General features: G+C 69.5%; 8 protein-coding genes. 5 read left to right on the top strand and 3 right to left on the bottom strand.

What is annotated here, in order from left to right; translation table 11 throughout:
• The first annotated feature begins 13 nt into the window (after positions 1-13).
• The gene (locus WME95_RS20585) at positions 14-658 is read left to right on the top strand and encodes an alpha/beta fold hydrolase (RefSeq protein ID WP_437909973.1); all 645 of its coding nucleotides are present in this window, start codon (positions 14-16) and stop codon (positions 656-658) included.
• A 171-nt stretch (positions 659-829) separates the two neighbouring features.
• Here the strand turns inward: WME95_RS20585 and WME95_RS20580 are convergent, their stop codons facing one another.
• Positions 830-955 carry a hypothetical protein gene (locus WME95_RS20580; protein ID WP_437909972.1) on the bottom strand — a complete coding sequence of 42 codons (126 nt, stop codon included), beginning with the start codon at positions 953-955 and terminating at the stop codon, positions 830-832.
• An 811-nt stretch (positions 956-1766) separates the two neighbouring features.
• On the opposite strand from WME95_RS20580, the gene ltrA reads away from it, so the two are divergent.
• Complete coding sequence (ltrA, locus tag WME95_RS20575; protein ID WP_437909970.1) at positions 1767-3086, top strand: group II intron reverse transcriptase/maturase; 1320 nt, start codon at positions 1767-1769, stop codon at positions 3084-3086.
• A gap of 367 nt (positions 3087-3453) precedes the next feature.
• Here ltrA and WME95_RS20570 read toward each other — a convergent pair whose 3' ends face one another.
• Complete coding sequence (locus tag WME95_RS20570; RefSeq protein ID WP_437910086.1) at positions 3454-7221, bottom strand: beta-propeller domain-containing protein; 3768 nt, start codon at positions 7219-7221, stop codon at positions 3454-3456.
• 97 nt (positions 7222-7318) lie between these two features.
• Positions 7319-8950 (bottom strand): hypothetical protein, encoded by a 1632-nt coding sequence (locus tag WME95_RS20565; RefSeq protein ID WP_437910084.1) that lies wholly within the window; start codon positions 8948-8950, stop codon positions 7319-7321.
• 96 nt (positions 8951-9046) lie between these two features.
• On the opposite strand from WME95_RS20565, the gene WME95_RS20560 reads away from it, so the two are divergent.
• The 3 genes from WME95_RS20560 to tssI all read left to right on the top strand — a co-directional run bounded on the left by WME95_RS20560 (position 9047) and on the right by tssI (position 13199).
• Positions 9047-9256, top strand: a complete 210-nt coding sequence (locus tag WME95_RS20560) for a hypothetical protein (RefSeq protein ID WP_437910082.1) — start codon at positions 9047-9049, stop codon at positions 9254-9256.
• A 79-nt stretch (positions 9257-9335) separates the two neighbouring features.
• Positions 9336-10043 (top strand): hypothetical protein, encoded by a 708-nt coding sequence (locus tag WME95_RS20555; protein WP_437910080.1) that lies wholly within the window; start codon positions 9336-9338, stop codon positions 10041-10043.
• Between the two features lie 213 nt (positions 10044-10256).
• Positions 10257-13199 carry a type VI secretion system tip protein TssI/VgrG gene (gene tssI / locus WME95_RS20550; protein ID WP_437910078.1) on the top strand — a complete coding sequence of 981 codons (2943 nt, stop codon included), beginning with the start codon at positions 10257-10259 and terminating at the stop codon, positions 13197-13199.
• Positions 13200-13201: the final 2 nt, after the last annotated feature.

Genomic DNA, 13201 nt, shown 5'->3' with positions numbered 1-13201 from the left:
TCTAGAGCAGCGCGTGCCCAACTTCCTCCGCGAAGACTCAGAAGCATTGCTCTTCCTGCCCGGCGCAGGCGGTGACACGACGATGTGGAAGCCGGTCAGTGACGGCCTCTCGCACCGAGGTCGGCGGAGATTTTTCAGCTGGCCGGGGCTTGGTGGGGCAGCTGCAGATCCGGCGGTGCGTGGGATGTCCGACCTCGTCGAGCGCGTCGTGAACGAGATCACCGGCCCGGTGGTGCTTTTTGCGCAGTCGATGGGCGGGCTGATCGCATTGCGTGCGGCAATGGCGCGGCCGGAGCGTGTTCGAGCGATGGTTCTTTCCGTGACGTCCGGGGGCATTGATGTCCGTGCGTTGGGCGCGGTCGATTGGCGTCCACAGTTCGAGCAGCGGAACCCCGGTGCGCCACGCTGGTTCTTGGACGCGCGGGACGATCTCTCCCCGCGGCTGCATGAAATCTCCACGTCGGTGTTGCTGCTTTGGGGGGATGCTGATCCGATCAGCCCGGTGGCTGTGGGTCGTCGGCTCGCGGAGCTGCTGCCACGAGCCGAGTTGATCGTCGTCCCGGGCGGCACGCATGATCTGGTTTCCGAGCGCGCGGGCGAAGTCTCTCCGCATATCGAGCGGCACCTCGAACGAGCGCTGAAGTCCCCGGCGGGGTGACGCGCCGTTCGGCAAAATGATAATTGCCGGCTCGCGCAGGAGTCAGACCCTGCCGGCCTGGAAATGTCCCGCATGCGGCCGCACGTTTGCTCGCAAGGGCCAGCGTCACGCCGGCGGTACCGGGGGATCGTAGCTGCCCTCTCCGCATGATCCGGCGTGGGCCCGCGCACGTCACCGCGCCCTGGCCAGCTTCAGCGCGTTGTTCTTGAGGGGGACCTGCGCGAGCAGAACCGGGCCGCAGCAGAGCTCCCAGACGTCATCGGCGCTCGGAATCGGCTCCGCGGGCTCGCCGGCCATGCCGTGTGGAGACGTTGGACTGCGAGCCTCCGAACAGCATCCGTCCTTGCGCGTCAAGGCGTCGATCCCAGGGCAGTCTCTCGCTGTGAGGCGAGGTGGGGGCGCTACCTGCTCGAAAGAAAATGACCCCTAGAACAACGATCACGTTGAAACCCGGAGAATTTTCACAGGGAGACGGGGAGGGTGCGACCAGGCAAGGCTGGTCCCGAAGGAAAGGAGTGAGCGGTAGCTTCTGAAATCGGGTTTGCTGTCCAGCGGGTGCGAATCCCGCCCGGCCAAGGTCACGCCCGACCAGCCGGAAGCCAGCCTTGCGACGGGTCCCGTGAGGGGCTCGGCGATGCGTAGGCAGGCGAGCGAGCGAGCCGCAGCGTGTCAGCCACGAAATCCTCCAACGTCCGGGTGCCCAGGGTGTTCTTCCGCCTGAAGGCAACAGCGTCCTACCTCGCAAGGGCGGGAGGGGGACGCACCCGGCGGGGTATCTGGCTGCGGCGCGCAGCAAGAGGACGGCCCAGGCACCTGGGAGGCCCTCGTCTCTCCACGAGAAACGCCGGTACGACGGGGAGCCGGTGATCCGTCCCCGGGGCGAGACACGCCGCGGATGCCCGTGTCTCGCAGCCGAGCCCCAGCGGGCTCCGCAAGGAAAATGCGCATCCGCCTCGCGGTAGGCCCACAGCAAGGGGAACCGGAGCCGAAGCCGAAGGAGACGAGGGAGTCGGAGGGTCCCATACGAGCGAGGACGCGGGCGAACGGAGGGCACCGGAGCCCGTCAAGCAAAGGGGACCCGTGTCGAGAGGAACTTCAGGAGGGAACCATGAGCGCTGCCACGACGGCGAACACCATGTCACCGGGACTGTTGAAGGTAAGGGAGAGAGCGGAGCGAGACCCGGAAGGGGTCCTCCTCGCGCTGGCGCACCTCATCGACGAAGAAGCGCTGCAGCGTGCGTACCGCAGCCTTCGTAAGGACGCTGCGGTGGGCGTGGATGGCATCACGAAGGAGCAGTACGGGCAGGACCTGGAGCGCAACGTCGGCGATCTGCACGCGCGGATGAAGTCGATGCGCTACCGGCACCAGCCCATCCGGCGGGTGCACATCCCGAAGGAACGGGGCAAGACACGACCGATCGGCATCTCGTGCACCGAGGACAAGATCGTCCAGGCCGCGGTGCGGGAGGTGCTGGAGGTCGTCTACGAGCCGGTCTTTCGAGACGTCTCGTACGGGTTTCGGCCCGGTCGCAGCGCGCACGACGCGCTGCGAGCTCTGAACCGGATGCTGCTCGGCGGGGTGGAATGGATCCTGGAGGCCGACATCGAGTCCTTCTTCGACAGCATCGACCGCACGAAGCTGATGGAGATGCTCCAGGCCCGGGTAGCCGACAAGTCGCTGCTGCGGCTGATCGGCAAGTGTCTGCATGTGGGGGTCCTCGACGGCGCGGAGTTTTCGGCGCCGGAGGACGGGACGGTGCAGGGCTCGGTCCTGTCGCCGATGCTGGGCAACGTCTACCTTCACCACGTGCTCGACCTGTGGATCGAGCGCGAGGTCCAACCGCGGCTCGCGGGCAAGGCCACCCTGATCCGTTACGCCGACGATTTCGTCATCGGCTTCGACAGGGAGGACGACGCCAAGCGGGTGATGGAGGTGCTGCCGCGGCGTTTCGAGCGGTACGGACTGAAGCTGCATCCGGACAAGACCCGCCTGTTGCCCTTCGGCCGCCCGGACAACGGGGGACCTGGGAGCGAGGGGCCGGCGACCTTCGATTTCCTCGGCTTCACGCACTACTGGCGGCGAAGCCGATCGGGTCGATGGATGCCGAGCATGAAGACACGCAAGGCGCGCCTCCGACGGGCCATCACGGCCGTCGTCGACTTTTGCCGACGCCATCGGCACTTGCCGGTCAAGGAGCAGCACGCCGCGCTCACACGACGCATCGTCGGGCACTGCAACTACTTCGGCGTAAACGGAAACATCCGGAGCCTCGCGCTCTTGATCCGTGAGGCCGAACGGGCATGGCACAAGTGGCTATGCCGGCGGAGCCAGCGTGCGTACCTGAACTGGGAGCGATTCAAGGCCCTGCTGCGGGATTTCCCGCTGCCCAGGCCGAGGATCCGCGTCCAGCTCTGGGCGTCCCCCTGAGCCCTCTCGGCGGAAGAGCCGGATGGTGGAAATCTCCTTGTCCGGATCTGGCGAGGGCCCCCCGGACCCGTCGGTCCGGGGGGCTACTCTACAAGAAAAGAAAATGAACTTCTCCCTCTTGCCGTCTCTCACTCCCCGCCTCCCCGCCTCCCTGTGAAATTCCTGCTTTTTCTCGTGGCTTCAACCCGTTTGTCGCTCTAGAAGCCGTCCGCTCGCCTCGCAACCCCGCCCAACAACCCGGATCTAGGGCAAAGCCTGTCGGATATGGTGCGGCGCCTGCTCGGCACGGCAGGCAGGCATATCGCGAGTTGGCCGGGAGGCTGGTCGGCAGGGCGGGCGGGTATGTCGGGAGTCGGCCCGGAGGAGTTTATCCGAAGCGGGCTCGGAGCTCCGAGAGCGCGCGCCGGATGCCCTTCACCACGTCGGTCCAGGCTTCGTCGCGATTCTCCCAGAGGGTGACCGGCTTGCCGTTGTTCGGCAGCGCCTGGAGCCTGGCGAAGGGCGCGCTGTGCCAGTCGGTCGGCCGGAGAAGGACCGGGATGACCCGGGCCTGGCCGGCGTCGTGGCGTTCGAGGGCGCGCCTCATCTCGTGGTCGATGCAGGAGTCCGAGGCCAAGAAGCTGGCGCTGACGAGGAGGAGGACCACATCGGCCTCTTCGAGGTTCCTGTCGATCCGGTCGGCCCAGGCGTCGCCCGCGGCGACGCGGCGGTCGTGCCAGCTATCGAGGAGGCCCTCGCGTTCGAGGAGGGCGAGGTGGGTCTCGAGCTCGTCCCGGAGCGCCTCGTCCTTGTGGGAGTAGCTGAAGAAGAGGCGGGTGGGCCTGGGCGTCGCGGAGGCGTCCCGGGACGGGGTGGATGCGGAGCGCTCGATCAGCCAGAGGTTGCCGCTCGCGTCACCGGCGCAGACGAGCTCGCGCGACGCGGCCACGCACGCAAATGGGCCCATTCCATGCGCTGTGTCCGCGCGTGCTCCTGTCGCGGCGTCCCAGAACCTGAGCTTTCCGTCGTTGCCAGCAGCGATGATGTGCTGACCGTCGGAGCTCACTGCGCATGCGTTGACGCCATCGGCGTGGCCTTCGAGGGTGAAGTGGAGCTGCCCGGTCGCGAGCTCCCAGACCTTGAGCGTACCGTCCAGGGACGCGGAGACCACGCGCTGCCCATCGGGGCTGATCGCGCAGGCGTTGACCCACTTGGCGTGGCCTTCGAGGGTGGAGAGGAGCCGTCCGGTCGCGAGCTCCCAGACCTTCAGCGTCCTGTCGCCGGACGCGGAGACGATGCGCTGCCCATCGGGGCTGATCGCGCAGGCGTTGACCCAATCGGCGTGGTCTTCGAGGGTGGAGAGGAGCTGCCCGGTCGCGAGCTCCCAGATCTTCAGCGTCGTGTCGCCGGACGCGGAGACGATGCGCTGGCCGTCGGGGCTGATCGCGCAGGCGTTGACCCCATGGGCGTGGCCTTCGAGGGTGGAGAGGAGCTGCCCGGTCGCGGGCTCCCAGATCTTGAGCGTGCTGTCGTCGGACGTGGAGACGATGCGCTGCCCATCGGGGCTGATCGCGCAGCCCCTGACCCACCTGGAGTGGCCTGCGAGGGTAGCGAGGAGCCGTCCGCTGGACACATCCCAGACCTTGAGCGTCTCGTCGTCAGACGCGGACACGACACGCTGGCCGTCGGGGCTGATGGCACATGCGTAAATCCAGCCCGAGTGGCCGTGGAGTGAGGGGAGGAGCTGCCCGGCCGCGAGGTCCCAGACCTTGAGCGTCCTGTCGCCAGCGGCAGAGATGGCGCGCCGGCCGTCGGGGCTGACGGCACAGGCAGTGATCCAGTCGGAGTGACCTTCGAGGGTGGAGAGGAGTCGTCCGGTCGCGAGCTCCCAGATCTTGAGCGTCCTGTCGGCGGCGCCGGAGACGATGCGCTGGCCGTCGGGGCTGATCGCGCAGGACCTGACCCCCCTGGCGTGGCCGTGGAGCGTGGCGACGGGCTGCCCCGTTGCGAGGTCCCAGACCTTGAGCGTCCTGTCGGAGGAGGCGGAGACGATGTGCCGACCGTCGGGACTGACGGCACAGGCGTTGACCCAGTCGGAGTGACCTTCGAGGGTGGAGAGGAGTCGTCCGGTCGCGAGCTCCCAGACCTTGAGCGTCCTGTCGGCGGAGGAGGAGACGATGCGCTGGCCGTCGGGGCTGATCGCGCAGGACCTGACCCCCATGGCGTGGCCCTGGAGCCTGGCCAGGGGCTGACCCGTTGCGAGGTCCCAGACCTTGAGCGTCCAATCGGCGGCGGCGGAGACGACGCGCTGACCGTCGGGGCTGATCGCGCAGTCAGAGACCCCGTGGACGTGGCCCTGGAGCGTGGAGAGGAGCCGCCCGGTCGAGAGCTCCCAGACCTTGAGCGTCCCATCTCCTGAGGCGGAGACGACTCGCTGGCCATCGGGGCTGAGCGCGCAGGACTTGACCCCTTTGTTGACCCCTTTGGCGTGACCCTGGAGCGTGGAGAGGAGCCGCCCGGTCGAGAGCTCCCAGACCTTGAGCGTACCGTCGTCGGAGGCGGAGACGATGCGCTGGGCATCTGGGCTGATCGCGCATGCATTGACCCAATCGGCGTGACCGGAGAGCGTGCGCTCCTCGCCGGTCCACATCCGCACCGGATGGCGCAGCCGGAGCTTCGGCAGGCCGCGCGGGAACCGTACCGCCATCGCGATTCGGTGGGCTTCCCAGCCGGCCGAGCGCAGCCGGTTGTAGACCAGCTCTGGCAGCGCCTCCGGTGACTCACGGAGCCAGTGCGACTCGGCCCGCACCGCCCGGTAGAGCAGATCGAGCTCGCCGTCGTTGAGAACTCTCGCCGCCAGGCGCAGCGCATCCTCGATCGCTGCAGGTCCGTCTTCGCGACAGAGCGCCTCCAGCAGCCCGAGATCCCTGCAGAACCATCGCGCCTTCTCTTGCTCGCCCGCCGTGAGCGCGTGCGGGATCGCATGACGCACGGCGTATCGCCTCTGAAAATCGCTCGCATCTCCTGCGAGCGGCCACCGCGCCGTCGTCTCCAGGAGCCGCCGGTGCAGCTCGGCCATGCGCTTCGGCCCGAGCTTGTCCGCGACGAACGCGCGGAACGCCTCGTGGTACGGCCGGTACGCCCGCGCGCCGCGCCACGACGCTGGCTCCTCCAGGAGCAGCGCCCGCGCGGCGTGGAGGAAGTCCTCGCCGGCCTCCATACCCTGCCATCCCCACGCCGCCTCGATCTCCTCGAGCGGCAGCGCCTCGCGCGCCGCGCAGACCAGGCCCAGCCCGTTCGTGACCAGCCCGAACTGCTCGCGCGGCAGGCCCCGGAGCTGGCGCCAGATCTGCTCCAAGAACCCGCTCAGCCCGCGGGGCAGGCGCTCCACGCGGCGCTGCGCGATCGGCTGCTCCTCGAGCCATTCCCTGAGCTTCACCGCATAGAGCAGGTTCCCCTCCGCCCGCGCGACCGCCTCCTCGACGAGCCTCGGGTCGAGTCGCGGCGTGAACCGCGGCGCCTGATCGCCCCAGAACGCGCGGCAGGCCTGCTCGTTCGAGCTCGCCCACGCGGGCGCGTCGAGGTCGACGCGCCGCACGTTGCCGCGGCTCTCCAGCCAGTCGAGGTGCGGGTACTGCGGGCGCGAGGCGCAGAGCGCGTGCACGCGCGGCGGCAGCGCGTACGGCAGGAAGCCCGGCAGCGGGTTCTGTCCGGCGCCGTCGCTCCGCGCCTCGTCGAGGCCGTCGATGACGAGCACCAGGCGCTCTCCGCGGGGGGCGAGCTCGTGCTTAGAGACCTTCGCCAGGAGCTCGATCAGCCGGCTCTCGGGCCGCGCGTCGGGGTCCTTCTGCGCCGGGAAGAGCGCCTCGATCTGCGCCGAGAGGGAGCGCACGACCGCCTCGGGGCGATCCCAGTCCATGACGTCGCGCCGGAGGAAGTGGTGCGGCGCCCCGCGACCGCGCTGCTCTTCGGCGTCGAGCCATCGGGAGAGGATCGCGCTCTTGCCCATGCCGGGCCCGCCCGTGACGAGCACCCAGCGGCCCGACGCGCCGGCGCCGTCGAGGTGGCGATCGATGGCGGCGAGCACGTCCTCTCGACCGAAGAAGTGCTCGTGGCGGCTGCGCTCGATGCCGAAGTCGATGAGCTCTCTCGCCACCGCGGCAGTCTACCAGCGCGCATGCGCCGCCCGGCGAGCGCCGTGCGGCGCGGACCAGGGATTCGAGCGGCGTGTCCGCGCTCCCGGCCCCCGCTCCTCAGTCCCAGCGGTCGAGCTTGTAGGTAATCTGCCCGTTCTTCGTGGTGACGCGGAAGAGGTAATCCCACTTGCCGGCGCTCTTCTGGAGCTTGATGCCGCAGGCTGACGCCTCCTTGGCTCCCGCGATGGTCGCGTTCTTCGCGTACGCCTCCATGGTGGCGCGGATGCCGTGGTACTCGCTTCGCAGGTCTTCCGGAAAGAAGCCACCGCTGCGCTCGTGGTTCACGTCTCGCGCGCCGTCGAGGAGGAAGAAGACCGACTGGCCCTGGTGCGGGTACTTGTCCGGGCCGTCCCACATCGTCGGCTGCAGCGCGATCGCCGTGACGTCCTGGAACTGCCCGGCCTTCAGGTTCCACGCGCTCGCCAGCGAGCCCTTGACGTAGAGGTACCAGCTCACCTGGTTCCGCTTTTCTTCGCGATCCCACTGGAGGATGGGCGGCGAATCAGGGTTCGCGGCCGTCACCAGCGCCGCGTACGACGCGTTCTGCTCCGGCACGAAGAACTCGATGCGCTCCGCGCCCGCGAGCACGGTCCGCTGGAACTTCTCCCAGGTCATGACGACCGGCGGCTGCTCCACGGACGCTGCGGCCGTGGCGATCTTGGCCTTCAGGTGGCCGAAGACGCCGCCGCCCTGCTGGGGCGCACCCGCCTTCGGCTTCCACAGCGCCTGGATGTCTTCCAGCCTGGCGAACCGGCGTTCCAGCGCGCCGGCCGAGCCGAGCTTCTGCACGATGGCCTCGGCCTGCGCGATGTTGCCGGCGCTCGGCGCCGCCTGGGGGCGCTGGTAGAGGAGCGGGTGCATCTTGGCGTCGAACTTCGCCTTGATGTCGGCGAAGCCGAGCCCGGCCTGGATATCCTCCAGGAGGGTGCCGATCATGCCGCTGCGCACGTGGCAGAACCCGGCCGGCGCGGTCGCCGCGGCGAGCCATGTGATGTTGTCGCGGGCGACGGGGTTCTTCGTCGCCGCGCGCGCCTCATGCAGATCGACAAGCCACTTCGCCACGCCGATGCACTTCTCCGATCGGTAGAGGTTCCCGGTGGTCAGGAGGGTGTGCGCCTGCCTCACGACCTCGAGCGGGAACTCGGCGAGCCCTCGGCAGAGGGTGCCGTAGTCCTGGAGCTTCTCGGCCACGACCTGCGAGGTGGTCTGCACGGCGGACGGCTTGAAGACGAGCTCCCGCCCGGGCGCGACAGCCATGTGCTTCCAGGAGAAGGGCGGCTTCTGGCTCTTGTTGCTCGGCATCCCCCACGTGCGCTCGTCGGAGAGGAAGACGCCTGTCACCTTCGCGCGCGCGACGAGGAGCGCCATGGCCTCGACGGAGGCCCGGAAGAACGGCGGCGCTGCATCGGGGGCCCACGCGATTGACGTCGCGGTCCCATCGGGCGCGACCTTCACCAGCCCGCCGAAGCGCTCGACGAAGCGGCGGCACGCGCTGCATGTGTAGTGCTGGCGCCGATCCGCGCGGAGCCCGTCGAGGAACGCGTCGAAGAGGCCGGCGGCATCCGTGGTGAAGAGGCGCGCGCCGCCGGCGGTGACCTCGCCGAAGCGGGCGCGGATGGCTTCGAGGAAGGCCGGGTACCGTTCGTCGTCGATCGGCTCAGCCTGAGACGTCGTGATCGCGTCGGACATCGCGTGCTCCTTGAAGGGCGTCGATGCGCCCATCGTATCTCGGTCCGCTCCGTTTCCAGCGCCGTTCACGGCGGCGCTGTGGAGGAGGGCGAGTCGGTGGTGCGCCTGGTCCATGCCGAGGCGCTGTCGGTCTGCGGGCGGCGCGCCGAGGCCGCGCGGGCGATCGCCGAGGCGCGCGCGCGGCAGCTCGAGCGCGCGGCCAAGATCCGCGACGAGGTGTTCCGGGAGCACTTCCTGGAGCGCGCGGCCGACAACGCGCGCACGCTCGAGCTCGTGCGGGCGTGGCTGGGGGAGGCGGCGGAGTAGGGGCGCTCGCCCAGGGCGGCTGCGACGGCGGGAGCGCGCTCACGGTGCGCTTCGCGGAGCCCTGGGGCTGGATCTTCAGGTGCGGCCGCGGCGTTCCCTGGAGCTCGTCGGTGTGGTCACCGGGGATCCCGCGTTCGACGGGCGTTTCCGGCTGCGGGGGCGCGAGGACGCGCAGGTGCTGGCGGCGCTCACGCCTGCGTTGCGCGCCGCGCTGACGGCGTTCCCCAAGGTGGAGCTGGACGACGCGCGGGCGCGGGTGCGGAGCGCCGTGGGGGCGTTCGACGGGTCGGTGCTCGAGCTGTTCCTGCAGCAGGTCGAGGCGCTCGCGCAGGCGATCGCGGCCGCCGGCGCGGCGCTGCCGCCGCCGCCGGCGTCGATGGAGTCGTGGCTGCCCGCGTGGCGCCGCTTTGCCGAGGAGAGCGGCGGTTCGCTCCAGGTTGGCCCGATGCGGCTGACGGGTTACCTGGAGGGGGCGCGGTTCGAGGTGGCGACGTTGTTCAAGGGGGCAGCGGCGGTCGGGACGCGCGTCGCGCTGCCGCTGGAGCCGGCGATCGAGGGCGCCGGCGGCGGTGCGGCCGCGGCGGAGGCGCTTGCGGCGGCGCTCCGGGAGCAGGTGTCGTGGTTTCGCGATGTCGAGGGCGCGGTGCTCTCGGTCGGGCCGGAGGAGATCGCGGTGAGGCTCGCGGCGGTGCTTGGGGCTCCGGCGGCGGCGCGGGAGGTGCTGCAGCCGATGCTGGCGCTCGCGCGGGCGCTGCGGGGCGAGCGGCGAGGGGGGCCATACCGGTGAGGGAGGGCGGGCATGTCGCGACACGGCCTGCGGCCGGTCCGCAATCCACGTCGCTCGCGTGGGGTCCGGGATTCTCTGGACCGCGGTTCGCTGTGTTCGCGCGGAAGCGACCGCGGTGGACCCCGCGGCGCCGACCCTCCGCGGCGCCGCGAATCCTTGGCGCCAGGCCGCGCGTCCGGGCGATATTGGCGTCTTCTCACCCGACGGACGCCCATGAAAGACATCCTGTCCGCTCGCCTGGAGTCAGGCGCCTTCTCCGCCGACGCGGTCGAGCTGTACGAGCTCACCGGGTGCGAGGTCATCTCGCAGCTGTTCGAGTTCCAGCTCCACATCGTGTGCAAGAGCCCGGAGGGGCTCGACGAGGAGGCGCTGCTCGCGGAGCCCGCCGCCCTGGTGTTCCTCCGGGGCGACCGCGAGGAGCGGCGGCTGTTCGGCGAGATCGCGGTCGTGCGCGACGCGCTCCTCACCGAGGCGTCGCACATGGCATACACCCTCACGTTCGTGCCGCGCGCCTTCCGCATGACGCTCACCGAGACGTCGGAGATCTTCATGGACCTCCCGGTCCCGGAGATCCTCAAGAAGAAGCTCGAGCGCGCGGGCCTGTGCGAGGGCGACGACTTCGAGCTCCGCCTGGTCGGGTCGTATCCGCCCCGCGAGTACGTGGTGCAGTACCGGGAGACGGATCTCCAGTTCGCCTCGCGCCTGGCCGAGCACCTCGGCATCTCGTTCTTCTTCGAGCACCGGGACGACCGCGACGTCATCGTCTTCACCGACGCGAACAGCGGCTTTCCGCCCATCCCCGGCGGCGGTCGCGCGTACTTCCATCCCCGGGGCGAGCACGTCGGCGTCCACCGGATCGAGGGCACGACGCGCAAGGTCCCGGGCCGCTACGTGGTCAAGGACTACAACTACCGCACGCCGCACGTGCCGCTCATGGCGGCCGCGGCGGTCTCCGACGCGGCCGGCGGCGGCATCGTCGAGTACGGGGCGCACTTCAAGACGCCCGACGAGGGCGAGCGCATCGCGGCCATCCGGGCCGAGGAGCTGCGCGCGGGCCGCAAGGTCTTCGAGGGGGCGAGCGACGTGCAGGCCCTCGGCGCCGGGGCGCGGTTCACGCTCGAGGGGCACCCGCGCGGCGACATCGAGCTCTTGCTCGTCGAGGTGCGCCACAGGCTGCAGCAGGCGGCGATGAACGCGGGGACCGGCGGCGAGCACGCCTACGCGAACGAGCTGCGGGCGATCCCCTTCGCCACGACCTACCGCCCGCCGCGCGTCACCCCCAAGCCCAGGGTGCACGGGGCCATCACGGGGGTCATCGACGCGGCCGAGAAGGGCCAGTACGCGGAGGTCGACGAGGCTGGCCGCTACCGCGTGCGCTTCCAGTTCGACACGAGCGGCGCCGAGGACGGCAAGGCCTCCAGGCTGGTCCGCATGGCCCAGCCGCACGCCGGCGCCGGCTACGGGTTCCACTTCCCGCTCCGGAGCGGCGTCGAGGTCCTCCTCACCTGCATCGACGGCGACCCGGACCGGCCCATCATCACCGGCGCGGTGCCCAACCCGCAGACCCCGAGCACGGTCGGGGCGAAGAACGGGCGGCGGAACGTCATCCGCACGGGCGGCGGCAACGAGATCAACATCGACGACACCGAGGGGGAGGAGCGCATCAAGCTGTCGACGCCGTTCGGGGGCGCCACGTTCCAGCTCGGCTCGCCCAACACGCCCGAGGCGGGGGCGGCGCTCACGACGACCGAGGCCTTCACGGCGGTCGGCGCCGCCGGCGTCAACACGCTCACCTCGGTGAGCACCACGCTCACGGACGTGGCGTCCCTCTGGGCCTCGTCCAGCATCACCCAGTTCGCCAGCGGCGCATCGAGCATCGGGAGCGCGCTGCTCGGGGATAAAGGCGTGAAGATATTCAACGGGATCGCGAGCGTCGCGAAGGGCGCGCTCGACGGCTTCAAGAAGTGGGACGCCTACCAGCAAGCCCAGGCGGATGAAGCGGCCGTCGTCGAGGAGGAGCACATGAAGAGAGCGCTCGCGGAGGCCCAGAAGAAGGATCCCTATCCCGAGCTCGATCCGCCCATGAGGTTCGATCGTTACGGCGTCCCGAGGTCGATGACGAAGGAGGAATGGGAAACGGAGCGGCCCGCGTACGCGAAGGCGATCGAGGGGACCAAGCGCTTCACCGAGGCGAAGAAGCAGGCCGAGGATCTGAAGAAGACGCTCGCCGAAGAGGACCTGACACGGCGGCAATGGGCCGCGGGGGTCGATGTGGCCTCGGAGCTCGGCAAGGGCGCGAAGGGGCTCATCGATGGCTACAAAGCACGCGAGGACCTCATCAACAACAGCGCGCAGCGGGCCGGGAAGGCCGCGGACGCCGCGAGCGTGGCCACGGCGAAGAGCATGGCCGCGGCGGCCACCTCCTTCGCCGGCGTGGCCCGCTTCGCGGGCGTGGTGCCCGGCATGGGCTCCCCCCATTTCCTCGGCGGCGCGGTCAACTCGGCCGTGCTGATCGGCATGGTCGACGCCTTCGTCGGCGGCACCACGTCCGCCGCCCTGTCCTCGGGCGGGCAGGCGATCGTCGCTGGGGGTGCGGTGGCGATGCTGAAGTCGCCGGCCACCGTCTCGATCGGAGCGGGCGCCAGAACGCTCATCACAGCCGGAGAGAAGATCGACCTTCTCTCGCTCGGCAGCTACGTGTCCAAGTCGAGCGGCCCTTCACACACGCACAGCGAAGGGCCCATGCAAATTACGACATCCTCCGCACTCAATATCAGCGCCAAAAACACTCAAGTTAAGTCCAGCGGAGCCATCACAATCCAGTCCACCGACAAGACAACTATAAACGCTTCTGCAGATCTGGATGAGACGGGCGCCAACATCCACCTCAGAGCAAACGCCAAAGCGGAGGTCAAGGGCGGGAGCTCCGTGGAGGTCAAGGGCGGCGACTGGGGAATGAAAGCAGAGGCCAGCAAGGTCACCGTAGGTCACGGCGCCGATGGCCTCGAGGTCACCAGCGGGATGACCGAGATCCGGAAGGGCGCCTCCAAGTGCACCGTCACCGCGGGCGTCGCCAGGCTGGCGAAGGGAAACAACAGTGTCCAGTGCTCGTCGTCGAAAGTAACGGTGAACGGCAACCGGATCGACCTCGGTTAGCG

The sequence above is a fragment of the Sorangium sp. So ce327 genome (genome assembly GCF_051530205.1).
GTDB classification, from domain to species: Bacteria; Myxococcota_A; Polyangia; order Polyangiales; family Polyangiaceae; genus Sorangium; species Sorangium cellulosum_B.
The sequence above is the reverse complement of the archived record's forward strand: the minus strand, read 5'-3'. Positions and strand labels throughout refer to the sequence as shown.